This window comes from Bacillus cereus group sp. MYBKT14-1, assembly GCF_051915185.1.
Classification (GTDB): Bacteria; Bacillota; Bacilli; order Bacillales; family Bacillaceae_G; genus Bacillus_A; species Bacillus_A cereus.
This window is the reverse complement of the sequence record NZ_JBQAEF010000010.1, coordinates 126,939-150,855: the sequence shown is the minus strand read 5'-3', so window position 1 is coordinate 150,855 and position 23,917 is coordinate 126,939. Positions and strand designations below refer to the sequence as shown.

The window sequence follows — 23,917 nt, the reverse complement described above, 5'->3', positions numbered from 1 at the left end:
CATCTGTTAATTCAATTTCATTGCAGGTGAAATTAGCATTGTGCCATAATAGCATAGGAGAGGTGAATATCGCTTGAAATATTTTATTTACTTTATCGTTATCGTGGCATTTTTAGATACATTTTCACAATTACCTATTATGAGTACTTTCGCTCAAAGCCTTGGAGGAACTCCTCTTATTATCGGGCTAGTTGTCGGTATGTACTCATTCGCTAATATGATCGGTAATATTATTGCTGGAGCCGCTGTCGATAAATTTGGTGCAAAAAAAATCCTTTATATAAGCATGGGAATTACGAGTTTCATAGTCTTGTTATACACCGTTGTTCAAAGTGGTGAACAACTATTAGTTGTGCGCTTTATGCATGGATTTAGTGATGGCTTTTTAATTCCTGCTGCCTTTACATTTTTATCAAAACAAACAAATGCAAAAAGACAAGGAAAAGCAATGGCTCTATCTGGTGCTGCTGTTGGAACAGCCGCAATCGTAGGACCTGCTTTCAGCGGTATTATGAAAGCAACAGCTGGCGTAGAGTGGGTCTTCATTACTATTTCTATTTTAATGGCTCTTGGTACGATCGTATCTCTATTCTTCTTACCAAATAACGTATCAAGAAAAGATACATCAAGAACGCAAATGATGAACAAAGAAGATATGGTTGAACTTTTAAAATCAGAACCGTTATTACAAGCATATATTGGTGCTTTCACATTAATGTTTTCACAAGGAATTGTCACTTATATGTTACCAGTAAAAGTTGAGGCATTAGCGCTTAAAGCATCTACAACAGGCATGATGTTAAGTGTATTTGGTATAACTGCTATCCTCTTCTTCTTGCTTCCAACAAATCGTATTTATGATCGATTTAATCGTTCGAAACTAATGCTAATCGGAATTGCAGTTATGGCATTCGCATTATCTTTACTCGGATTATTTGCTACAAAAGGTATGCTCTTTATCGTAATGATGATTTATGGAATTGGATTCGCAATCCTCTTTCCGTCTATTAACGCTTTACTTGTTGAAAATACTACAGACGATAATCGCGGAAAGGCATTCGGATTATTTTATGCCTTCTTCTCATTAGGAGTTGTTGCTGGCTCCTTTACAGTCGGCGCAATCGGAGCATCACCTAGCATCAGCTTCATTATCGGGACAGCATTTTTATTAACATTTGCTGGGATGATTTATGTAAGAAGCAAAGTAAAAAAGACAATGATGGGATAATCCATCGTTGTCTTTTTTAAAATGCATATTTATATAATCCATAATACAATGGAAGCGTTGGAATAATGCCAATTAATTTAAATATAAAAGGTAATGGCTCATCTCGCTCTTCATATAAACGAAAAACAAAAACTGCAGTTAAAGTCCAACTGACGCTAAACAAGAAGATACATTTCCAAACAATCGAGGTTAATATTTGTATATCAAATACAAAACCAAAGAGCCCTATCGAATAGAACTCTTTTTGCCCAATATATTACTTTTGTGTATAACCAAATAACAATGTAAATAAATTGAGCCGTAAAGGCAATAATACATCTCTTCTTTTAAACAGAAAGTTTATAAATACTGACGATACTTCGACAATTTCCTCGGAAATATTTCCTTTCCCCACATAATTTGATACAGTACACATGAATAAACACTTGTATTACATAAAGTGAAACTTTAATCAGTGGGGGTTTTGTTCCTCCCCACTGATTATTAGTTGAACCAATCGGGCTTTTACGGGCAGTTGATCTCACAACTAACTTCTTTACTTCCACTGAATTTTGAGGTGGGGATCTTACTGACCGTTAATGCGGGATAAACTAAAATAATAACTTACTGTACAAATTAAAAAGCACACTCTTCATATGAAGAATGTGCTTTTATGTTATTAACGTTTAATCCAAACAGCGCCTGCCGATTTATCTTCTGCCTGTCCAACAACTTGGAATTTAAGTCCAAGGTTTGGAACTTTTCTTCCTGCGTCTGCAATTTGCTTGTTACTATATACTTTTGAATCATCAAAAGTTGTAACACCTTGTAATCCAGAATAGTTAAACTGACCACGTGTTAATGAATTTACACTCCATGCTGGTGTTTTATCAAATGAAAATGCTGCATCTGCAATTTGCATGCCTGTATTACCGTATGCTGGTTTTCCGTTTAAATTACCAACTAGCGCTTCTGGATGAGAATCTACAACACCAAGGAATCCTTCACCTGGATGCACCCCAACCCAGTTATCTTTGAAACTATCATCTGCATACCAAACGACAAGACCTGTATTATACACTGGACCTTTTCCTGCTTTTAAACCATTATCTGATCCCGCATAATTTCTCCACTCTAAGTAGTAATAATGAGCTTTCTTCTCTGTCCCATCAGAAACAACAAAACCATTTAAATTCATTTTAGACTGTCCTTCTGCATCATCAGAAAATACAACTTGTCCATCAACAGTTACATTTACATTGTCCATCGCAAAACCTTTATATGTTACAGCCGGATCTGTAATATAGTCGAATTGTAGTTTCACTTTTTTGCCTTTAAATTGACTTAAATCATATGATTTATCAATCCATTTCCCATCTGTTGTATCTTTATCTCCTTGGACTACTTTTTCCCCAAGTCTATCAATTAATGTTTTCGTTCCATCTTCTGTTACTGCATGTACTTCGACGAAATCGCACTCTGCTTCTAACTCATAATTTGCTTTATAATCGAATTTTGCATTTGTTCCCTTTGTTAAATCAAAGAATGGTGTCTCTAACGTTGTATGCATATCATCGCCTCTTGTACTATAATATGCATGCTTTCCAAACTCCGGTTTAATCGTTTCAACACTTTTACCTGGTAAGTTAACACGTACAACGCCTGGACGATTTGATTTCGTAACACTTTGATCAATATAGGTAGGAACTCCCACACCACTCTTAATTTTATCGTAATCTACTTCTAATATTTTTGCCCAGTTGCCACCCATATTCTTTTGTAAGAAGTCTTTATTTTGTGGTGAAAAACTAGTCGGCTCTGTTCCTGCGATTTTCCCTGTCCAACTACCTCCACTCATTAATGACCAAGCTTCGACTGGTGAACCATTTCCAGTATATTTCGTGTCATATTCATCTGGTAATCCAAGATCATGTCCAAATTCATGTGCAAACACACCTACAGCTCCATCTTCTGGTTCAATTGTGTAATCATGTGCTGCTACTTTACCACCAAAGTAATCTACCTTTGATTTCGTACCTTCAATCGCTACTGGATCTACTGCTAATTTTGAACGATGTGACCAGATCGCATCATCACCTAATTTACCGCCACCAGCTTCTTGACCAACACCAGCATGGATTACCATTAAATGATCAATTACACCGTCAGGTTCATTTTGATTCCCGTCCCCGTTTGTATCATATCTATCAAATTGATCAAACTGAGATAAATCTAGTCCTTTCTCAGCAGCTGCATGCAAAGCTTCTTTCACTAAATCACGTGCACCCTTTGGACCTTTATTATCGTGACCACTGCTACCATCAGCTCCATAATCAGATGCTTTTCCTGGAACAGTTAGCCACTCCGTTACATATCCATCTGTCGTATAACTACCACCAGACTGCTCTTCATAGTATTGTTTAAACGTTTTTACTTTTGAACCATCAAATAAAGTATACGGCTCATTACCGAACAACATCTTTTGATAATGTTCTCTACTAAAGTCTTTCGAATACATATAACCTGGTGTTTGATCAATATTATTATGTTTATAATCACTAAATTCAACGAGTAACACTAATACTTTATCCGATCGAACAGATCCCTTATATGGAGCTTGCTTTGCTTTTGAAGTTGGAACTTGCCCATTCAATTGCTTTTTATTTGGTTCTGGCTTTTGCTCAAGGCTAACATTTTTTTCAGCCTTTTTTACATTTTCCTTTTCTTCCATCTTTTTCTCTTTTACTTTTTTTGTGAAATCAGATGTTTCTTGTGAGTGAGCATCTGGAAGAATTTCTTTATTCGCCTGATCTCCTTGTTTCTTTTCAATATATTGCTCAACAGCTTTTTTCGTCTCTTCTTTAGAAGATGCTGGATTAATTGTTCCTCTTTCTTTCAGAGCTTCCGCTAAACGATCTTCTTGAATTAAATTGTAATCAATTGGTGTTGTAGATACACTATCTTTCTCTTTTGCTACCGTTTCTGCATATGCTAACGGAGCACTCATTACAGATGTACATCCGATAATTGCCGCAATTGCTAATGATGACAACACTTTAAATGGTGCTTTTCTTCTCATTCCATTTCTCCCCTTTATAAAACTTAAAATTCAGATAAATCGGTGCATTTTTGTCCAAATCTCTGTTTACTACCCTCCCTATATAAAAAGACATAATTCTATAAACATTAAGCTTTTTGTTATAGAATCATGCCCTCCAGTTTTCTGGTCAGACCCTCTATCTTTTTATCCCTTGGTTCAATTAATAATCAGTGGGGGGATGAACAAAGCCCCCACTGATTAAAGTTTCACTTTATGTCGAAATATTAAAAATAAAGAGTTATGTGATATATATTAAATATCTTATATAACAAATTTAAAAGACAATATGCAAAATTGCATGAAAATTCTTTTAAATAAAAAAGAATCCTAGTCAATTAAACTAGGATTCTTGCTTTTCTATTATTTCTCTTGTGTTTTTTCCCAATCAGCTAAGAATTTCTCAATTCCTTGATCTGTTAATGGGTGCTTCACTAATGAAGCAATTACGTTTGCTGGGATTGTTGCAATATGTGCACCGTTTAATGCTGCGTCAGTTACGTGAACGCTGTGACGTACAGATGCTGCGATGATTTCTGTTTCGATACCATGAATTGCAAAGATTTCTGCGATTTGACGAATTAAATCCATACCGTTATGACCGATATCATCTAAACGACCTAAGAATGGTGAAACGTACGTTGCACCAGCACGAGCAGCAAGTAATGCTTGAACTGCTGAGAATACTAATGTAACGTTTGTACGAATTCCTAAATCAGAGAACGCTTTTACTGCTTTTAAACCTTCTGTTGTCATTGGAACTTTTACAACAACGTTTGGAGCAATCTTCGCTAATTCTTTTCCTTCTTCAATCATTTTATCAGCTTCTAAGCTAATTACTTCTGCACTTACAGGTCCTTCTACAACGTTGCAAATTTCACGAATGCGCTCGTGGAAATCTACGCCTTCTTTTGCTACAAGTGATGGATTTGTCGTTACTCCAGCTAATACGCCTAATTCATTTGCCTCTTTAATTTCGTTAATGTTTGCTGTATCAATAAAGAATTTCATTTGTTGTTCTTCCTTCCTAATTTTCATTTTATATTTATTTATTTTTCTTAATAAGCTCTAATTCAATCGGAATAGATTTGTCCACTTTTTTACCTTGTGTTATCTCTTTTGCTGTTTGCATCGCCTTCTCTCCGATTAATTCTGGTTTTTGAGCGACTGTTGCAGCCATACGCCCATCGTTAACCGCTTTCACAGCATCTTCTGTTGCATCAAATCCAACAACTACTACATCTGTTTTTCCAGCAGACTTCAATGCTTCAAGTGCACCTAATGCCATCTCGTCGTTATGAGCAAACACGGCTTTAATATCGCTATTTGCTTGCAAAATGTTTTCCATAACAGATAATCCTTTCGCTCTATCAAAATCAGCCGCTTGTTTGGCAACTACTTTTAAAGACTTATCGGCTACGTTATGGAATCCTTTCCCACGTTCACGAGCAGCAGACGATCCAGGGATTCCTTCTAACTCAGCAACGTTTGCTCCTTCGCCGACTAATTCACGAATGTAATCACTAGCCATTTGACCACCTTCGATATTATTAGATGCAATGTGAGAAACAACCTTACCTGAATTCGCAACGCGGTCTACTGTAATAACAGGAACATTTGCTGCGTTTGCTGCACTTACTGCTGAAGCAACAGCATCTGAATCGGTCGGATTAATAACAACTACATCGACACCCTTTTGAATTAAATCTTCGACATCGTTCGTTTGCTTTGCTGCATCATTTTGCGCATCAACAGCAATCAATTCGATGCCACTATCTTTCGCTTTCTTTTCTGCCCCCTTTTTCAAAGTTACAAAGAAGGGATTATTTAAAGTTGAAACAGAGAATCCAACTTTAATAGTTTTATTTCGACCTTTATCGCTAGAATCCTTTGCCCATTCTGGCGGTTCCATTGAACAACCAGCAGTAATGACCATAATACATGCAACGAGTATAAGTAACCATTTCTTCATGAACTGTCCCTCCATTACGCTTCTTTTCTACGATCAATTAATACAGCTAATAAGATTACAAGTCCTTTTACAACTTGTTGGAAGAAAGAAGATACACCTAATAAATTTAAACCGTTATTTAGTACGCCGATAATAAGTACACCGATGAATGTACCAACAATCCATCCTCTTCCCCCAGAAAGACTTGTTCCACCTAATACAACTGCTGCAATTGCATCTAATTCATAAGAAGTACCTGCAGTCGGCTGTGCAGAATCTAATCGTGATGTTAAGACAATACCTGCAAGCGCTGCCAAAATTCCGGAAAGACCGTAAATCATTACTTTAATTCTCGTAACATTAATACCTGATAGTGCTGCTGCTTCTTCATTTCCACCAATTGCAAATGTACGGCGACCAAATGTCGTTTTCTTCAAAATGAAGTACAGTACTGCGAAAGCGATCATCATTGTAACAGCGGGTACCGGAATACCAAGAAAATAACCGCGACCAAACATTTGGAACATTAAATGATCACCAAGACCAGTGATCGGACGTCCGTCCATATAAACAAGCGTCAACCCACGAAAAATAGTCATTGTTGCTAAAGTTGCAATAAATGGAGCTACTTTTCCTTTCGCAATGATGATACCGTTTACAATTCCCATTACAAGACCTGCTAATAGTCCAACTGCCATTGCAAGGAACGGATCCATGCCACTTGCCATCATTCCAGCAACAAGTGCACTTGATAATGCTAAAATAGAACCTACCGATAAGTCAATACCCCCTGTTAAAATTACGAAGGTCATTCCAAATGCAATAAGCGCATTAATCGATACTTGACGCAGTATATTAAATAAATTTGGAATTTCAATGAACGCTGGATTTAAAGCTGTAATTACGACGATAATTAATACTAAACCGATTAAAGAACCGAGTTGTTGTAATACATTCCCCTTCTTAGCCATCCTTACTCTCCCCCTGTAGCTAGTGCCATAATAGACTCTTGTGATGCCTCATCTTTCCCTAAAATTCCGCCGACTTTTCCTTCATGAATAACAAGAACTCGATCACTCATCCCTAAAACTTCCGGAAGCTCAGATGATACCATAATAACGGCATCGCCTTGCTCTGTAAGCTTATTCATAATAGAGTAAATTTCTTTTTTCGCTCCAACATCGACACCTCTTGTTGGCTCATCTAAAATGAGTAATTGCGGATGAATGCCTAGCCATTTTGCGATTACAATCTTTTGCTGATTTCCACCAGAAAGAGATTTCACTGCCTGCTCTCCGCTAGATGCTTTCACATTAAGAAGCTTCATCATATCCTCTGTAAACTGTTGTTCTAGCTCATTGCTTAGAACACTTCCCTTTGAAAGATTTTCTAAATTCGGTAAAGCTAAATTTTCTCGAATTGAAAAATCTAACACTAATCCTTCAGACTTTCTATCTTCTGTAATGAAAGCAATTCTTTGTCTAATTGCATCTATTGGACTATCAATCTTTACTTCTTGTCCATTTATAAAAATTTGTCCAGAGTCTAAAGGTTCATAACCAAATATCGCTTTCATAATATCAGTGCGACCAGCCCCCATCAAACCAGCTACACCAAGGATTTCACCTTTCCTCACTTGAAACGAAACATTTTCAAATTTCCCTTTCTTCGTTCCATTACGCATTTCAAAAATGACATCACCAATTTGACTATTTCGCTCTGGGTAACGTTCACCAATGCTGCGCCCCACCATCATACTCACTACTTCATCAAATGATGTTTCTGGAATTAATCTCTTTCCTACGTATTCTCCATCACGCAAAATCGTAATAGCATCACATATTGAGAAAATCTCTTCCATACGATGCGAAATGTACACGAATGAAACACCTTCTTTACGTAACTTATTGATTACTGTAAAGAGCGTTTCGATTTCACGATCCGTCAGTGCCGCAGTAGGTTCATCCATAATAATAACGCTCGCGTTTGTCATTAATGCTTTCGCAATTTCGATAATTTGCTGTTGTCCAACCGATAATTCCTCTGCTAACATAGCGCCTCTTACATGCAGCCCTAGCTCTGCTAGTTGCTGCTGCGCAATCGCGTTCATTTGTCGAGTGCGTAAAATACCTGTTTTCCCATACATTAACTCTTTACCGAGAAACATATTTTCAGCTACTGTTAAATTCGGCAATATGTTTAGTTCTTGATGTATAAATGCGATGCCGTACTCTTCAGCTTCTTTCGCATTTTTAAAGGTGCGCTCTTGCCCATCAATCTTGATTGTCCCACCATCTTTTTTGTATACACCTGTTAAAATCTTCATGAGCGTTGATTTACCCGCTCCATTTTCCCCCATCAATGCATGGACTTCTCCTGTTTCAATCATAAACTGTGCATTCTTCAAAACAGGATTGCCATTGAACGCCTTTGAAATGTTTTTCATTTCAATATGCATTCCCATCACTTCCCTTTATTAAAAAATCACGCCTGCATGTAAAATTACATTTGCATAAGGCGTAGCCTCGCCTGTACGAATAATTGCCTTCGCTTTCTTTGTATTCTCTTTAAATTGTTCATGAGATACATACTCAAATGCTGGCTCTATTAATTTCCGTTCGATCTCTTTATTTACTTCCGCATTATTTATAATGACTTCTTCTGCTAACGTCACTTTTTCGATTGCCATATCATCAGCTACAACTTGTAACACCTCTAAAAAACTCGGTTTTCCAATCTCAACAGCTAAATCAATTCGTTTTACTCCGTCAGGAATTGGTAAACCGCAATCAGCAATTACAACCGTATCTGTATGCCCAAGTGAAGCAAGGACTGCCGCGATTTCACTGTTTAATACACCATGCTTTTTCATCCAACAATCACCTGCACTTCACGTACTCGATCTCTCGTTGGCATACCGCCCTGTGCCCCAAGTTTCGTTACAGAAAGACCACCGGCAATATTCGCGAAACGAATTGCTTTTTGAAGTGTCTCTCCTTCAGAAAGTGCAACTGCTAACGCACCATTAAATGTATCACCAGCTCCAGTTGTATCCACTACATCAACAGCAATGCTAGGAACATGTACAATCTCTGTTCCATTATGGAAACGAACACCGTTAGAACCTTCTGTCATCAATAATTTATTTGGATACTTCGCCAATAAATCTTCAATTGGTGATGTAAAATCATCTAATACGATGCGGCACTCATGTTCATTTGGCGTAATATAAGTTGCTTTTTCTAAAATTTCTTCTGATAAAACTTGTGCTGGCGCTGGATTCAACATAACAGGAATATTATGTTCCTCACAAATAGCCAATACATATTTTACTGTTTCAAGTGGAATTTCTAGTTGAAGAACAACCATATCCGCTTTTACAAGAAGGTCTTTGGAGCGATCTACAACTGACTTATTTACAAGAGCATTTGCCCCTTGTACGACAACAATACTGTTATCTTCTTCTGCTAAAACGATATGAGCAATTCCTGTCGTTCTATCTGTAACCGGTACCACATAATCGATAAAAATGCGTTCGTTCTCTAAATTTTTTCTAACTACTGTTCCATAATCATCATTTCCTACCGCTCCAACCATTGCTACATTTGCTCCTAACCTAGCTGCAGCAACTGCTTGGTTTGCCCCTTTCCCTCCTGGGATTGTATGAAACGCTTCACCAATTACTGTTTCTCCTGCTTTCGGCCGTTTTTTTGAAACAGCCACTAAGTCCATTGAAATGCTTCCTACTACTGCAATATTTGGCATCTGTTTCATCTCCTTACTTCGTTGTATTTCGTTCTATAATTTCAATTGGCAAACGATAGTGTTTCTCTTCTAATGTATTTCCTTCCATTTGCTCTAACAACAACTCTGTTGCAATTTTCCCCATTTCATATATCGGTTGTGCAACTGTTGTAATAGATGGATACATCATTTCCGTTAAAGAAATGCCATCAAATCCGATAATTTGTAAATCATCTGGAATGGCAATCCCCTTTTGAAGTGCAGCCTTTACAATACCAATCGCAATTAAATCATTCCCAGCAACAATACCATCAATATGCGGGTATTCTTCTAATAATTCCATCGCTACACGCTCACTATTTGCTGGCTCAAACGTACTCTCCGCAATCATATACGAAAGATTATTTTGCGTAATAACGTCTACAAAACCTTCAAAACGTTCATTTGCAGTACTCACATCACGTGGTCCGCGAATATGTGCAATATGTTTACATCCTTTATCTAGTAACAACTTTGTCGCAGCCTGACTTCCTGCATAGTTATCTGCATATACAGTAGGAATACGCTCATTAAACATACGGTCAATCGCAACAACCGGAACAGATAAATTCATGTAATTAACACTATTTTGTGGATTCGTTGCTACAATAAATCCATCTACATTATTTTGTCTAAGTACATCAATGTATTGTTTCTCTTTTTCTAAACTTTCATCAGAGTTACAAAGAACAACTGTGTAACCTTGTTTATGTGCTACATCTTCTACGGCACGTGCAACTTCTGGAAAGAACGGATTCACGATATTCGGAACAACTAAGCCAATTAAACGAGACTTTTTATTATACAGTGAACGCGCTACTGTACTAGGCTTATAATCTAACATCTCTATTGCACGCTCTACCTTTTTTAATGTATCTTCATGAACATATCCATTTTTATTTAGAACTCTGGAAACGGTCGCAACAGATACTCCCGCTAATTTCGCAACGTCTTTAATCGTACTCATTCTCTTTTCTCCTCGTTTCATGTAACCGTTTACAGAAAATAATATAACGTATTTCTAAAAATACGTCAATCATTTCTCACTAAAAAGCTTTTAAGGTTATACTCAAAAAAGCACCGCCATAAGGCGATGCTTCTTCATTACGAGTATGATACAGTTTTTTCTTTTTCTTCAACAGCAGGCTCTTCAGCATCTTTTTTACGATCTGATAGTTTAATTTTTTGTAAGAAAATCGTAAAGATGGCACCTACTACGATAAATACTAATCCTGTTAAGAATACAGTATGAAGCGAGTCTACTAAAGAGTTTTTCAAAATAGGTACAATGCTGTTAGCAAACGCTTCTGGCATTTGTTTTAATGCCTCTGGGCTAAATAGCATCGAATATAAACCTTGTGGATCTGTGTGAATCATATCTTTAAATTTCGTTACCATTTGTCCCGCTTCTTTCGGGAATGTATCTAATACAGGTACTAATTTATTTGTTAACGTTGTACCTGAAGTGTTATTCATAATTGATCCTAAAATTGTAATACCAAATGTTCCACCAATTTGACGGAAGAACTGACTTGATGACGTTACGACACCAAGGTCTTTTTTCGGGAAGCTTTCTTGTAACGCTAATGTTAATGTCGGCATTACAAGACCCATTCCTAAACCGATAACCATCATATAAGAAGTAGCTGTAAGCTTCGTTGTGTGCATATCCATCGTTGTTAATAACCAAAAACCACCGGCCATAATAAGCATACCCGCGATAATTTGTGGTTTTACACCAACTTTTAATACAAGTTGCCCACCGATAATACTCATTACAATCATTGTAATCATCATTGGAGTCATAATTGTTCCTGATTCAGCAGCACTTACTCCTACAATACCTTGCATGAAGAATGGTACGAACATAATCGCGCCGAACATTCCAATACTCATAAAGAATCCAATCGCATTCAGTATTGTAAATGTGCGATTTTTAAAGAAATGCATTGGTAAAATCGGCTCTTCAGCTTTCGTTTCAACAATAACAAAGCTAACGATACCAATTACAGCTAGTGCGAATAAACCGATAATTTGCCAAGAATCCCATGCATAATCTTTTCCGCCAAACGTTAGCGCAAGTAATAAACTTACAACACCTAGAATCATCGTAAAGATTCCAGCGATATCAATTTTAATTGGTCCTGTTTGTTTATGTGATTTTAATCCCATTGCAATAAAGATTGTTGCTAAAATACCAACCGGTAAGTTAATGTAGAATACCCATCTCCAGTTCACTGCATCTACAATCCAACCACCAACTTGCGGTCCAATTACAGAAGCAAGACCGTATAACGCACCAAAAATACCTTGCCATTTCGCACGTTCTTTTCCCGTGAACATATCTCCAATAATAATCATAGCCATTGGCATCATAATACCGCCACCAAGACCTTGAATACCACGGAAAATAATTAATTCTGTCATACCATTCGCCATACCACATAACGCCGAACCAATCATGAAAATAACTAGCCCTGTTATATATACGTTACGACGACCAAGTAAATCCGCTAATTTACCTGCAATTGGTACAACTGTCGTTGATGTTAACATATAAGCTGTTGTTAACCATGTCATTAAACTTAATCCGCCTAGGTCACCGACGATACGTGGCATTGCTGTACCAACAATTGTTCCATCTAATGCAGCAAATAGCATCGCGATTACTAAACCGATTAACAACAACTTTCTATTTTGATTTTCTTGTTGCTCCATGTAATCTCCTCAATTCCTCTTAGTTATTCTCTTTTTTCTCTTGTGTCCCGCAAATAATGGTTTCTAACTTCTCAAAGAGACGTAATAAATCTTCTCTTTCTTGCAACTCTAAATGTGAAAAGTATTTTGCAATATGCTCGTTGCGAGCTGTCATTGCCTCTTCTACTCTAGCTTTCCCCTTTTTCGTTAACTCGATGATGACAACACGACGGTCATCTTTGTCGTGATAGCGTTCTACAAGTTCTTGATCGATTAGACGATCAATCATCACTGTAATCGCGCTAGGCTTCACATACATCTTTTTTGCTAATGTTGTCGCTCTTGAAGCCCCATAATGATCTAAAATCTTTAAAATATAAAACTGCGGTGGTGTAAGTCCTGTTGCTTGCATTTGTTCTAATAACTCCGTCTGCATTTTCTTTCCAATCGAAAAGGCAAGAGCTTGAATTTTATCGATATGCGTCATATCATTTGGCATGTTATCCACCTCTTATTTAAACAATAAAATATTTAACGTATTTAAATATTAATCCCGCGAACAAAATCCGTCAATACTTTTATTCATAAAAACGTTTACATTTTTGTCACAAAGTTGTATAATTTTCGACGAAGTTAATATTGACAGTCACGGAGAAACGGAGTACACGGCTATGAATCATAAAAAAGGAAACTTTTTTATATTTCATGGCCTTTTTATATTCTCTGTCTTAAAACGCTTCGAATTAATTAGGGGAGGATTTTCATTTTATGTTTTTCACACAATTATTTAAACCTGCGCCCCACGCGGAACGCTTACCAGCTGATCGCGTTGATAGCGAATACCGTAAATTACGTTTACAAGTATTCTTAGGTATCTTCATCGGTTATGCAGGCTACTACTTTGTTCGAAAAAACTTTTCACTAGCAATGCCATACTTAATCGAGCAAGGCTTTAGTAAAGGGGAACTTGGGGTTATCCTTTCAGCAGTTTCTATTGCTTACGGATTAAGTAAATTTCTTATGGGTATCGTATCCGATCGTTGTAATCCTCGCTACTTTTTAGCAGCTGGGCTATTTTTATCAGGTATCATTAATATTATTTTCGGCTCATTTTCTTTCATTACAACGAGCATTATACTTATGTTTGTACTTCAGTTTTTAAATGGATGGGTACAAGGTATGGGATGGCCTCCTTGTGGTCGTACGATGGTTCACTGGTTCTCTATTAGCGAACGTGGTACAAAAATGTCTATTTGGAACGTCGCTCATAATGTTGGCGGAGCGCTTATGCCTTCCCTTGTAACATTAGGCTTATACTTCTTCGCAGATGACTGGAAAAGTATTTTTTACTTCCCAGGTATTCTTTCAATTTTAGTTGGTATTTATGTATTAATTACGATGAAAGATACACCTCAATCTTGTGGACTACCTTCTATTGAAGAACATACTGGGGAATATCCACCAGATGAAAAAGTAAAAGATCGCGAACGCGAACTTTCAGTAAAGGAAATTTTATTTAAATACGTATTAAACAATAAGTTTTTATGGTACATCGCTATTGCGAACGTTTTCGTATATTTCGTACGTTACGGCGTTGTAGACTGGGCTCCTACTTATTTAGTAGAAGAAAAAAGCTTTACTCATAGTAGCTCACGTACTGCTTACGCTCTATATGAATGGGCCGGTATTCCAGGTACACTTCTTTGCGGATGGATGAGTGATAAACTATTTAAAGGACGTCGTGCACCTGCTGGTATTCTATTTATGGTTGGTGTATTTATCGCAGTTCTTGTTTACTGGTTAAACCCTCCTGGTAATCCAATGGTTGATAGTATCGCACTTGTCGCAATTGGATTTTTAATTTACGGACCGGTTATGTTAATTGGTCTACACGCTCTAGATTTAGCACCAAAGAAAGCTGCTGGAACTGCAGCAGGCTTAACTGGATTCTTCGGTTACTTAGGCGGAGCAGCTTTCGCTAGTGCAGCTATGGGCTTTATCGTAGATGCATTCGGATGGGATGGCGGATTCATCTTATTACTTGCATCTTGCGTACTTGCAATGTTCTTCCTTGCTCTTACTTTAAATACAGGGTCAGTAAAATCAAAACAAGCTTAAATAATATATAACAAGCATAAAAATAGCTCTTAGCATTTACATACATGCTAAGAGCTATTTTTTATTTTCATTGCTGTTCCTACTAATGATAACAACCCATTCCTTCCCTACTATAAGATTAAAAAATTTGATGAAACACCTTTATTAAAACGGCTAACGTAACAGATGCAGCAAATCCCCCTAAACAAATAAGACTGACACCTTGGCTATATGACAAATTTTGAAATGATTTCATTACTTCCATCCTCCCTATCTCCCCTTTGATACTTTTATTTTACCAATGGGAAAAATTTCATAACATCGATTTCTCTAACAACTAACTTACAAATTTGTAAGTTAACATCTTTTCAACTTATATATCTAGTATTTCCACAAATAAGAGTCATTTATACATAAAAAAAGACCTCAGTTATACTAAGGTCTTCGTTACATTCTATTTCATTTTACAATCATCACTGGACATTTCACACGCTTTGCTATTTTATGACTTACACTTCCCAGCACCATTTCTTGCAGTGTATTGAGCCCTCTACTTCCAGCAATGACAAGATCTATATCTCCTGTATTCACATATTGAACAATTGTATCTCCAGGATCACCATGTAATATCGTAATTGTATAAGAAATGTTCTCTTTCTTTAATAAACCTTCAATCTCTTTTAATTTATCTTTTCGACTAGCTGATATTGTTTCTAAATCTGTTTGACCTTGTATAATATCTGATTTTGCCGTTCTATTATCTACTACGTACACAACTTCAACATTTGTTTCTTCGCTACATTTTGCAATATATGTTGCATGTTCCGCTGCTCGAAGTGCATGTTCAGAACCGTCACATGCTAATATAATTTGTTTGTACATATGCTGAATCCCCTTTTCGTTATCCTACTCGTATTATATAATAAAGCCCCCTAAAAAGGAGGCTTTTAACTAGCAATTCTTTTATTATAAGTAGCTAAATTTGCAACAAGTTTTGAGCTACGTTCATTTAATCCTGTTATACTTACTTTCACGCCACTTTGTTCATATTTCATAATAACTTTATCAATTGATGCCACTGCCGAATCATCCCATACGTGCGCATGAGTAAAGTTCATTTCGATTTCTTTTATATCTTCATCCAATGAAAAAGCATTTATAAAATCTGCTGTAGATGCAAAGAAGAGTTGACCGTGAATTTCGTATATTTTCTTATTTTCAATATATAAATGTTTCACGTGAATCTTTGCCATATTGAATGCAAATAAAACCGCACTAATTACTGTTCCGATAATTACACCTAATCCCAAATTATGAGTGATAAGAACGACCACGACTGTTACGATCATGACGAATGCGTTCCCTTTTGGCACTTTATGAATCGTTGCTACAGAGTTCCAATCAAACGTTCCGATTGAAACCATAATCATAACTGCAACTAAAGCTGCCATCGGAATATGAACGACATAATCTCCTAAAACGAATAGTAATACGATTAAAAATCCGCCCGCTACAAATGTTGATAGGCGACCTCGTCCACCTGATTTAATATTAATAACAGATTGACCGATCATTGCACAACCTGCCATTCCTCCGAAGAAACCAGCAACAATGTTTGCGATCCCTTGTCCGCGTGCCTCTTTATGCTTATTACTTTCCGTATGCGTCATATCATCTAAAACTGAAGCTGTTAATAATGATTCTAGTAAACCGATAATTGCAAGCATAACTGCATAAGGTAAAATAATCCCTAATGTCTCAAGTGTAAAAGGCACGTCAGGAATACTAAAGAACGGTAATTCTTTCGGCAGGCTTCCCATATCTCCTACTGTTTTCAACTGTAATCCGCTCATAAGTGCAATACTCGTCACAATAATAATTGAAATAAGCGTAGAAGGTACAGCCGTTGTAATACGTGGAAATAAATATATAATTGCAAGTCCTAATACAACGAGTGCATACATTTGCCAAGTTGCATTTTTAAAATGTGGCAATTGCGCTGTAAAAACTAAAATTCCAAGTGAATTTAAAAAACCACTCATAACAGATTTCGGAACAAACTTCATAAATGAGCTCAGTTTGAACACGCCAAAAATAATCTGGACAATACCTGTTAATATTGTTGTAGCAAATAAATATTGCAAACCATGATCTTTAACAAGCGTTACCATTAATAATGCCATTGCACCTGTTGCAGCTGAAATCATTCCAGTTCTTCCGCCAACAAATGAAATGGTAACTGCAATACAAAAGGCTGCGTATAGTCCAACTGTCGGATCCACGCCTGCAATAACAGAGAAGGCTATCGCTTCAGGGATTAACGCTAAAGCAACGACAATTCCTGATAACACGTCCCCTTTCACATTAGAAAACCAGTCATTTTTTATCGTTTGAAACAAAATATCACTCCTCTACTCCTTTATAATTTGATTTTCTCCATAAGAAAATCTAGCCGACTGCACGAAAGCTATTATATAACGAGTAGAAGATTTTTTGCTATGTAAAAGTTTCCTAAAAATGATGTTACCTTCGTAGCTTCTTTTTTAGGAAACTTTAAATATACTATCACCTATTGTTGATTTAACGTACAATGATTTCGGATTCTACAGTATGTCAAATGAAGAAAACTTTGTTTGGATGGATGAAAAATGCACATGTAATTTAGTTCATTTAAAGTTCTATAGATATTTCCACTTCATATATGAGGTTTAGTTTGGATAGTTTAGGGTTAGAGGAGTTTATACTAATTTAATGAAAATAGTAAGAGCACTCTTTCGAGTGCTCATTTTATGCAGATACAGTTGCTTTATCCTTACGGAATATACCCATTAACCCACCGATTAATAGTAATACGCCTGGTAATAAGTAAATTATAGAAATACAAATAAATCCACCGATAGCAGCCACAGTCATCATAATACCGCCAACCTTCGCTTTACTTCTTACCATAACAGATCCAACAATTCCTAAGATTGATAGAGCCACAGCTCCCCAACCTAAACCAATAACAGTATTTGCTCCATCAGCTTCAAAAGCAGCTCCCATACCGCCGATCAATAAAGCAACAAATGCACAAATAATACCAAAAATACCTCCAATAAGACCTAATACAAATTCAGCTGTTCTTTTCATTTCAATCTCTCCTTATTTAGCAACTTCAAATTCAAATTTCACTGATTTCTCGTCAAATGTAAATGTAGGTTTAAATGTACCAACAAACTTATCGCCTTCTGGTACATCAAATAACATTTTGTTTGTAATTTGGTTACCTGGCGCAATATTTTCATTTATAAACGTATTTTCCCCACCAAAGTACTCTTTGAATTGGTTGCCGTTAGTATCAGCAATTTTTAATTCAGAAGTTCCAAAATATATATCTTTTTTGCCATTATTTTTAGCGTTAAAAGCGATTTCTAGTACTTTCCCTTTTTCAGCTTTTACGTATTCGTTAGGCTCAACGAATTTAGCTGAACTGAAAGTAAGTTGTAGACCATTAACTTCTACAGTATCTCCAATTTTATAAATCTTGCTTTCAGCTTTTTCCTTTTTATCTTTCTTTTCAGCCTGTTTAGGAGCATCGTTTTTACTCTCTTCTTTAACTTCAGTTTCACCACAAGCAGATAAACTAAAAGCAAGTGCACCTGTTAAAGCAATAGTACCCAATTTTTTATACATTCTTTTTCCTCCGATTATGTAAAATGTAAGATTTTCGAAACTATCATAACAGAAACAGTTACAACTTTTTTGTCATATTTTGTCGAGGAAAATAAAAAAAGACGCTATATCAGTAGCATCTTTTCTCATTTCATTAATGTCCACCGTGTCCTTGACCACTTTCCTGAACAATTTCTAACCTCTCATCTAGTATTCCTTGTGTTTCAAATGAAATATCACTCGTACTTCCTAATAAGAAGCCATGATTATATGGTCCAAGTGTTGGATCATCTTTAAACTTCGGCTGAATAGTAGCAAGGAAGTCATACACTGGTTGTGAAGCTTTACCTTCTTCTAATAATACAACAGGTGCGTGTTTACCCATATGTGAAAAAGGTGCCCCAGCAACTGCTAAATCTGGTGTTTTGCTTGAAACAAATGACACACCGTGACCAGGTTTTGTGAATCCCCAGCCAAATTTTGTTTTTTCATCTTTAAATTTAGCGAACGCAATCGAGTTCTCTGTAGGGGTCTCTCCACTAATACGCGTTACTTTCCCGTATTTGCTTAACTCTTTTTCTACTTCTTTTGAAACAATTTTTTCTGGCCCTAATACATATATATTTGCTTTATCTTTTCTCATCTTTAATGCCTCTATTGTCGCTTCTGGCACTTTATTCTTTTCTGTATAGAGTAGTGGTTCCGGCATATGAGAAATCCAATTTACAGCGGGTGTTGTATATAAACGTCCTTCTTCTGCAGATGAACCGATAATAACACTATTTGGGTAGCTTCCTGTTATATCGGCATACTCCTTATCAACATCTTTCGCAAATATAGCTGGGTCCGTTTCTTTTATTTGTTTTACTTTATAACCTTTTAATTGTTCAAGCGCGCTAGTACCTACATCCCCCATCACCATAATTTGTGTTCCATCTTTCGTTCCGATTGGATTTAATCGTTTTATTTCTTTTAACGTCATTTCCGGTATCTTTTCTTTTTCTATAAATAAAATCGGCCCGTTATTCGGATGATGAATAAGGTCTGCACTCGCAATACCTAATTGCCACTCGCTTGCTGGTACTAAAATAACAGCACCCGGCTGGTTCTCTTTATGGGTTGCCGGCCATATCGTTTGCGAAGTTAACACTGCCATTTGCAGGGGATCATTTGTATTTAACCTCGTCACATTTTTTAAACTTGTCGTTAATAAATCATACGATGCCCCTTCGTTCATTTCTTTTGGCGCCGTTACCTCCTGATTCATTTTCATTTTCTTTTGCTCTGTTTTTTTCTCTTTTGTAGATTCATGGTTTTTATGGTCTGTATTCGTTTGTCCGCATGCAGCAAGACCAACTGCTGTAATTATTGTTATCCCAAAAATTCGGGTCATTTTTTTCATTATACCGCCTCCGTATTAATCATTTTTGAGCCAATATGATTACCTAAAATGTAATTTCAACTCCACAATAACAAGCAATTCTGAAGAAATTATGCAGACACATCATAATCTGCACCATTTCTTCATGATTTTGCATTACACTTTAAGTAACGATTATAAATATGGAGGGCTCTCTATGATTGATATACTGCTCGTAGACGATGAACCGAGAATGCTTGAATTATTAACGCTTTATCTTACCCCAATTGGATATAACTGCGTATGTGCGACTTCAGGAGAAGAAGCTATTTTACATATAGAAAATCGAAACTTTAAATTTGTTTTACTCGATATTATGATGCCAAAGATGGACGGATGGGAAACGTGCAAAAAAATCCGATCTTTTAGTAACATTCCTATTATTATGGTTACAGCTCGTGATCAAACAGTAGATGTCGTTCAAGGATTAAAACTTGGAGCCGATGATTACGTAACGAAACCTTTCCATGAAGAAGAACTTTTCGCAAGAATTGAAGCTGTTTTAAGACGTACAAATGAACATAAACAAATCCAATATCACGGTATTGTATGGGATGAAACAAAACACTTCGTTTCTGTCCATAATGAAGAACTCCTTCTCACACCAATTGAATTTTCTTTACTCGGATTATTTTTACGCCATGTGAACTACGTATTAAACCGTGATCAGCTCATCGAACGAATTTGGGGGTTAAACACAAATACAGAAGATCGCACAGTCGATTCACATATTCGTAATTTACGTGATAAATTGCGAAAAGCAAATTTCCCTATTGATCATCATTTAAAAACCGTGTATGGAGTAGGTTATCGATGGATTAATACTGAACAGTAAGGGGCAAAACGATGAAACGAATTTCAATTCAATTCGGATTTTATTTTTTAATTGTTACACTTTTAATTGAAAGTGTTCTCTTTATTTTGCTCTATTATAGTCTTGTAAACACTAGAGTAAATGAAGAAATGACAGCTTTATTAAAGCGAGGAAATAGTCATCGAGATGTACTTGAAAAATATTACGATGAGCAAACCATCTCTCACGTAGCATTAATGGAATCTGAAGCTGAAACAACTGTCGTTATTACAAATGCAAATAAAGAAATACTAGCTAAATCTAACGAAATAAACACGACTATAAACGATCATATTAGTAAAATGCAAACTCGAACAGACCATAATGGAGCGATTATAGAAAATCATTGGAAAACATCTAATTATATATGTACAGTTAGCCCCATTGTAGTAGATGGAAAACATGAAGGCTATGTGTACATGTTTCTTGGAACAGAATCAATTGAAAAGTTAGTTAATGGATTAACGAAACAATTCATTATTGCTGGTGCCATCACGTTTCTACTCACAGTCATCACAATTTTCCTATTATCTCGATTATTAACAAAACCATTGTTACACATGAAACATGCCACTGAAAAAATGAGTAAAGGTGATTTATCTGTTTCATTAACAACTACTCGAAATGATGAAATTGGTGAACTAGCATCATCTATTCAGACGCTCGCAAATGATCTACATTATATGAAAACAGAGCGAAGTGAATTTCTAGCAAGTGTTGCTCACGAATTACGAACACCGTTAACATACGTAAGAGGTTATGCTGACATTGCTTTAAAAGAAAGCACCCCTTCTGAACAACGTTTGCGATATTTATCAATTATAAAAGATGAGTCTGATTACATTACAAACTTAGTTCAAGATTTATTTTCACTTGCACAAATGGAACAACATAACTTTTCTATTCAAGTAAAGGAAGTGCATTTACACACCTTCCTTACGCGTATATGTGAAAAAGTAAACGCCATGTATAAAGAAAGGTACATTAAAGTTTCTTTCTCTTGTCCTCCTACACTGCTAGTAAACTTAGATGAACAACGATTCGAACAAGTTGTTGTGAATATTTTAAATAACGCTTATAGACATTCAAAAGAGCATTCTCATATAAACATTTCTGTTACAGAAGAACATAAACATATTTCCATTGCAATTGAAGATGAAGGCGAAGGTATTCCGCTTGAAGACCTCCCTCACATTTTCGAACGCTTTTATCGAGTTGATAAAGCAAGATCACGAGCTACAGGTGGAACTGGTTTAGGACTATCTATCGTGAAAGAAATTGTAGAGCTACACGGCGGGACGATTACTGTCACGAGTGAAGTTGATCATGGATCTTGTTTTATCATTTCATTACCATCTGTAAAGAAACACGACTACCATCAGTAGTAGTGTTTCTTTATCCCGCATTAACGGGCAGTAAGACCCCTACATCAAAATTCAGCGGAAGCAAAGAAGTTAGGTGGGGGATCAACTGCCCGTAAAAGCCCGATTGGTTCAACTAATAATCAGTGGGAGATGAACAAAACCCCCACTGATTAAAGTTTCACTTTATCATTTTACTTTATAATATAAATTTACAAATTCCCCAAAACGTTTCGTATCCGTTAAAGTTAAATTAATTTCTGGATTCTTGTCTTGAAATAACGGAACTCCAGAACCTAATATATGTGGTGTAATCGTAACAACATATTCATCAATTAGATTATTCTTAAAAAACTCTTTCAATAAACTTCCTCCACCAACCATCCATATTTTAGATCCTTCTTGTGCTTTTAGCCTTTTCGTAAACTCCACTACATCTTCATTTACAAACTCCACGTTTCCGTCTGAGCCTTTTTCTGAACGAGAAAAAACATAACATGCTTTATCTAAGTACGGAAATGTTTCTGTATGCTCTACTACATAATCATACGTTCGTTTTCCCATAATTATTGTATCAATCGTTTCATACATTTCTGTATAACCGTTATCTCCCTCTCCTTCGGTTTCCATTAACCACTCTAAATCATCATTTTCTTTCGCAATATATCCATCTAAGCTCGCCGCAATAAATAAAACTATTTCACGTGACATATCTTTTCCTCCTTGCATCTCATCTTGATAATCATCTTGATAACATATGATGTAAACAATATACTAACAATAAAACACGACAATTTATGTCATGTTAAAAAGAAAAAAGGTGATACATTTGTCAAAAGCTAAACGCTTATTAGATATTCTTATATTTGCTTCTGCCAAAAAGACATTTACAGCGCAAGAAATAGCTGATGAATTTAATATCTCCGTTCGTACTGTCCATAGATACATTTTAGATTTAAGTGATATGGGGTTGCCCATTTACGCAGAACAAGGTCGTAACGGCGGCTATAAAGTATTAACGAATAGAGTCATTCCACCTATCTTATTTACGGAAGAAGAAGCAGTCTCCATCTTTTTTGCTTTTCAATCTTTAAGTTACTATCGAGACTTGCCTTTTAACACAGAAATCAATTCCGTTACACATAAACTGTATAGCTCCCTACAACATGATGCGAAAACGAAAGTTGATAAAATACGTTCTTATATCGCTTTTTGGAATCCGAAGCGTACAATTGATACCCCTCTTTTAAACGAAGTATTAACCGCGGCTATTGAAAATAAAAATTTACAATTTCAATATGAATCTAAATCGGGGATAAAAACAAAACATGTTCATCCTATCGGTGTATATGCTCATGACGGGCTATGGTACTTACCATCCTATGACTTCAGTAGAAAAAAAGTATTACTGTATCGCGTTGATCGTATTCTTTCTATATTATCAACAGAAGAAAGTGAAAGTACGTTCATGAATTTAGAAGAATGGTTTGACTCTAGCTCTAACGTCATAAACATTCCTATCCAGTTACATGTTTTATTAACGACAGAAGGTGTGCGCCAATGTAAAAGCGTGCCTTACCTTGAAGAATTCGTTGTAGTAAATGAGGACGGAACAGGATATATACATTCAACAATTGATAAAGGTGAAATTAATTTTATTACGCCTTTATTTTATAGGCTTGGAAAAGATGCAAAAGTGTTAGAACCGAAAGAATTGATAGATGGTTTACGTATACGTGCGAAAGAAATTTTACATATGTATGAAGACGAAAAAAGCTGCTAAATATAAGCAGCTTT

22 protein-coding genes and 1 pseudogene are annotated in these 23,917 nt (G+C 36.2%); 5 read left to right on the top strand and 18 right to left on the bottom strand.

Going from position 1 to position 23,917, the window contains the following annotated elements:
• Positions 1 to 73 precede the first annotated feature (73 nt).
• The gene (locus tag ACTFO4_RS22355) at positions 74 to 1,228 is read left to right on the top strand and encodes an MFS transporter (RefSeq protein WP_000873271.1); all 1,155 of its coding nucleotides are present in this window, start codon (positions 74 to 76) and stop codon (positions 1,226 to 1,228) included.
• A 16-nt stretch (positions 1,229 to 1,244) separates the two neighbouring features.
• Here the strand turns inward: ACTFO4_RS22355 and ACTFO4_RS22350 are convergent.
• The 11 genes and pseudogenes from ACTFO4_RS22350 to ACTFO4_RS22300 form a co-directional block, all read right to left on the bottom strand.
• Positions 1,245 to 1,457 (bottom strand): annotated as a pseudogene (locus ACTFO4_RS22350) (hypothetical protein); the annotation flags it as partial.
• 429 nt (positions 1,458 to 1,886) lie between these two features.
• Positions 1,887 to 4,286 carry a M6 family metalloprotease immune inhibitor InhA2 gene (gene inhA2 / locus ACTFO4_RS22345; protein ID WP_001252986.1) on the bottom strand — a complete coding sequence of 800 codons (2,400 nt, stop codon included), beginning with the start codon at positions 4,284 to 4,286 and terminating at the stop codon, positions 1,887 to 1,889.
• Between the two features lie 381 nt (positions 4,287 to 4,667).
• Positions 4,668 to 5,315: a fructose-6-phosphate aldolase gene (gene fsa / locus ACTFO4_RS22340; protein WP_000667670.1), complete on the bottom strand. Its 648-nt coding sequence runs from the start codon at positions 5,313 to 5,315 to the stop codon at positions 4,668 to 4,670.
• A gap of 34 nt (positions 5,316 to 5,349) precedes the next feature.
• Positions 5,350 to 6,276, bottom strand: a complete 927-nt coding sequence (gene rbsB / locus ACTFO4_RS22335) for a ribose ABC transporter substrate-binding protein RbsB (protein ID WP_000758976.1) — start codon at positions 6,274 to 6,276, stop codon at positions 5,350 to 5,352.
• A 14-nt stretch (positions 6,277 to 6,290) separates the two neighbouring features.
• A complete protein-coding gene (locus tag ACTFO4_RS22330; RefSeq protein ID WP_001074641.1) occupies positions 6,291 to 7,226 on the bottom strand; it encodes an ABC transporter permease subunit in 936 nt (311 codons plus the stop codon).
• Between the two features lie 2 nt (positions 7,227 to 7,228).
• A complete protein-coding gene (rbsA, locus tag ACTFO4_RS22325; protein ID WP_000546778.1) occupies positions 7,229 to 8,713 on the bottom strand; it encodes a ribose ABC transporter ATP-binding protein RbsA in 1,485 nt (494 codons plus the stop codon).
• An 18-nt stretch (positions 8,714 to 8,731) separates the two neighbouring features.
• Complete coding sequence (gene rbsD, locus ACTFO4_RS22320; RefSeq protein ID WP_017673722.1) at positions 8,732 to 9,127, bottom strand: D-ribose pyranase; 396 nt, start codon at positions 9,125 to 9,127, stop codon at positions 8,732 to 8,734.
• A complete protein-coding gene (rbsK, locus tag ACTFO4_RS22315) occupies positions 9,124 to 10,020 on the bottom strand; it encodes a ribokinase (RefSeq protein WP_001132865.1) in 897 nt (298 codons plus the stop codon). The genes rbsD and rbsK overlap by 4 nt, the downstream gene beginning before the upstream one ends.
• A 13-nt stretch (positions 10,021 to 10,033) precedes the next feature.
• Positions 10,034 to 11,005, bottom strand: a complete 972-nt coding sequence (rbsR, locus tag ACTFO4_RS22310) for a ribose operon transcriptional repressor RbsR (protein WP_000104051.1) — start codon at positions 11,003 to 11,005, stop codon at positions 10,034 to 10,036.
• A gap of 137 nt (positions 11,006 to 11,142) precedes the next feature.
• Complete coding sequence (locus tag ACTFO4_RS22305) at positions 11,143 to 12,756, bottom strand: MDR family MFS transporter (RefSeq protein WP_000437647.1); 1,614 nt, start codon at positions 12,754 to 12,756, stop codon at positions 11,143 to 11,145.
• 19 nt (positions 12,757 to 12,775) lie between these two features.
• Complete coding sequence (locus ACTFO4_RS22300; RefSeq protein WP_001132365.1) at positions 12,776 to 13,234, bottom strand: MarR family winged helix-turn-helix transcriptional regulator; 459 nt, start codon at positions 13,232 to 13,234, stop codon at positions 12,776 to 12,778.
• 269 nt (positions 13,235 to 13,503) lie between these two features.
• Between ACTFO4_RS22300 and glpT the strand changes: the two genes are divergently transcribed.
• On the top strand, positions 13,504 to 14,853 hold the full coding sequence (gene glpT, locus ACTFO4_RS22295; RefSeq protein WP_000466385.1) for a glycerol-3-phosphate transporter: 1,350 nt from the start codon (positions 13,504 to 13,506) through the stop codon (positions 14,851 to 14,853).
• Between the two features lie 118 nt (positions 14,854 to 14,971).
• Here the strand turns inward: glpT and ACTFO4_RS22290 are convergent, their stop codons facing one another.
• The 6 genes from ACTFO4_RS22290 to ACTFO4_RS22265 form a co-directional block, all read right to left on the bottom strand.
• Positions 14,972 to 15,088, bottom strand: coding sequence for a DUF4027 family protein (locus tag ACTFO4_RS22290; protein WP_000834733.1), 117 nt, complete (start codon positions 15,086 to 15,088; stop codon positions 14,972 to 14,974).
• Positions 15,089 to 15,291: 203 nt separating this feature from the next.
• The gene (locus tag ACTFO4_RS22285; protein ID WP_000277999.1) at positions 15,292 to 15,714 is read right to left on the bottom strand and encodes a universal stress protein; all 423 of its coding nucleotides are present in this window, start codon (positions 15,712 to 15,714) and stop codon (positions 15,292 to 15,294) included.
• Between the two features lie 65 nt (positions 15,715 to 15,779).
• Positions 15,780 to 17,231, bottom strand: a complete 1,452-nt coding sequence (locus tag ACTFO4_RS22280; RefSeq protein ID WP_000487893.1) for a SulP family inorganic anion transporter — start codon at positions 17,229 to 17,231, stop codon at positions 15,780 to 15,782.
• Between the two features lie 388 nt (positions 17,232 to 17,619).
• The gene (locus ACTFO4_RS22275) at positions 17,620 to 17,964 is read right to left on the bottom strand and encodes a DUF4064 domain-containing protein (RefSeq protein ID WP_000831286.1); all 345 of its coding nucleotides are present in this window, start codon (positions 17,962 to 17,964) and stop codon (positions 17,620 to 17,622) included.
• Between the two features lie 12 nt (positions 17,965 to 17,976).
• Positions 17,977 to 18,507 (bottom strand): DUF4352 domain-containing protein, encoded by a 531-nt coding sequence (locus tag ACTFO4_RS22270; protein WP_017673724.1) that lies wholly within the window; start codon positions 18,505 to 18,507, stop codon positions 17,977 to 17,979.
• A gap of 133 nt (positions 18,508 to 18,640) precedes the next feature.
• A complete protein-coding gene (locus ACTFO4_RS22265; RefSeq protein ID WP_242259592.1) occupies positions 18,641 to 19,888 on the bottom strand; it encodes a cell wall-binding repeat-containing protein in 1,248 nt (415 codons plus the stop codon).
• Between the two features lie 175 nt (positions 19,889 to 20,063).
• Between ACTFO4_RS22265 and ACTFO4_RS22260 the strand changes: the two genes are divergently transcribed.
• Together ACTFO4_RS22260 and ACTFO4_RS22255 are read left to right on the top strand one after the other, a co-directional pair.
• Complete coding sequence (locus ACTFO4_RS22260; protein ID WP_017673726.1) at positions 20,064 to 20,741, top strand: response regulator transcription factor; 678 nt, start codon at positions 20,064 to 20,066, stop codon at positions 20,739 to 20,741.
• Positions 20,742 to 20,752: 11 nt separating this feature from the next.
• Positions 20,753 to 22,144 (top strand): sensor histidine kinase, encoded by a 1,392-nt coding sequence (locus tag ACTFO4_RS22255; RefSeq protein WP_000822528.1) that lies wholly within the window; start codon positions 20,753 to 20,755, stop codon positions 22,142 to 22,144.
• 165 nt (positions 22,145 to 22,309) lie between these two features.
• Here the strand turns inward: ACTFO4_RS22255 and ACTFO4_RS22250 are convergent, their stop codons facing one another.
• The gene (locus tag ACTFO4_RS22250) at positions 22,310 to 22,831 is read right to left on the bottom strand and encodes a dihydrofolate reductase family protein (protein WP_017673727.1); all 522 of its coding nucleotides are present in this window, start codon (positions 22,829 to 22,831) and stop codon (positions 22,310 to 22,312) included.
• Between the two features lie 91 nt (positions 22,832 to 22,922).
• Between ACTFO4_RS22250 and ACTFO4_RS22245 the strand changes: the two genes are divergently transcribed.
• Positions 22,923 to 23,903, top strand: coding sequence for a helix-turn-helix transcriptional regulator (locus tag ACTFO4_RS22245; RefSeq protein ID WP_139303892.1), 981 nt, complete (start codon positions 22,923 to 22,925; stop codon positions 23,901 to 23,903).
• The last annotated feature ends 14 nt before the right edge of the window (positions 23,904 to 23,917 follow it).

What these genes read in the sequence shown, in the direction of transcription:
- ACTFO4_RS22305 (WP_000437647.1), bottom strand. Translation starts at nt 12,756, where the DNA reads ATGGAGCAACAAGAAAATCAAAATAGAAAGTTGTTGTTAATCGGTTTA.
- rbsR (WP_000104051.1), bottom strand. Translation starts at nt 11,005, where the DNA reads ATGAGTACGATTAAAGACGTTGCGAAATTAGCGGGAGTATCTGTTGCG.
- ACTFO4_RS22255 (WP_000822528.1), top strand. Translation starts at nt 20,753, where the DNA reads ATGAAACGAATTTCAATTCAATTCGGATTTTATTTTTTAATTGTTACA.
- ACTFO4_RS22290 (WP_000834733.1), bottom strand. Translation starts at nt 15,088, where the DNA reads ATGAAATCATTTCAAAATTTGTCATATAGCCAAGGTGTCAGTCTTATT.
- ACTFO4_RS22260 (WP_017673726.1), top strand. Translation starts at nt 20,064, where the DNA reads ATGATTGATATACTGCTCGTAGACGATGAACCGAGAATGCTTGAATTA.
- ACTFO4_RS22275 (WP_000831286.1), bottom strand. Translation starts at nt 17,964, where the DNA reads ATGAAAAGAACAGCTGAATTTGTATTAGGTCTTATTGGAGGTATTTTT.
- rbsB (WP_000758976.1), bottom strand. Translation starts at nt 6,276, where the DNA reads ATGAAGAAATGGTTACTTATACTCGTTGCATGTATTATGGTCATTACT.
- rbsD (WP_017673722.1), bottom strand. Translation starts at nt 9,127, where the DNA reads ATGAAAAAGCATGGTGTATTAAACAGTGAAATCGCGGCAGTCCTTGCT.
- ACTFO4_RS22245 (WP_139303892.1), top strand. Translation starts at nt 22,923, where the DNA reads ATGTTAAAAAGAAAAAAGGTGATACATTTGTCAAAAGCTAAACGCTTA.
- ACTFO4_RS22270 (WP_017673724.1), bottom strand. Translation starts at nt 18,507, where the DNA reads ATGTATAAAAAATTGGGTACTATTGCTTTAACAGGTGCACTTGCTTTT.
- rbsK (WP_001132865.1), bottom strand. Translation starts at nt 10,020, where the DNA reads ATGCCAAATATTGCAGTAGTAGGAAGCATTTCAATGGACTTAGTGGCT.
- ACTFO4_RS22285 (WP_000277999.1), bottom strand. Translation starts at nt 15,714, where the DNA reads ATGTACAAACAAATTATATTAGCATGTGACGGTTCTGAACATGCACTT.
- rbsA (WP_000546778.1), bottom strand. Translation starts at nt 8,713, where the DNA reads ATGCATATTGAAATGAAAAACATTTCAAAGGCGTTCAATGGCAATCCT.
- inhA2 (WP_001252986.1), bottom strand. Translation starts at nt 4,286, where the DNA reads ATGAGAAGAAAAGCACCATTTAAAGTGTTGTCATCATTAGCAATTGCG.
- ACTFO4_RS22265 (WP_242259592.1), bottom strand. Translation starts at nt 19,888, where the DNA reads ATGAAAAAAATGACCCGAATTTTTGGGATAACAATAATTACAGCAGTT.
- ACTFO4_RS22330 (WP_001074641.1), bottom strand. Translation starts at nt 7,226, where the DNA reads ATGGCTAAGAAGGGGAATGTATTACAACAACTCGGTTCTTTAATCGGT.
- glpT (WP_000466385.1), top strand. Translation starts at nt 13,504, where the DNA reads ATGTTTTTCACACAATTATTTAAACCTGCGCCCCACGCGGAACGCTTA.
- ACTFO4_RS22250 (WP_017673727.1), bottom strand. Translation starts at nt 22,831, where the DNA reads ATGTCACGTGAAATAGTTTTATTTATTGCGGCGAGCTTAGATGGATAT.
- ACTFO4_RS22300 (WP_001132365.1), bottom strand. Translation starts at nt 13,234, where the DNA reads ATGCCAAATGATATGACGCATATCGATAAAATTCAAGCTCTTGCCTTT.
- fsa (WP_000667670.1), bottom strand. Translation starts at nt 5,315, where the DNA reads ATGAAATTCTTTATTGATACAGCAAACATTAACGAAATTAAAGAGGCA.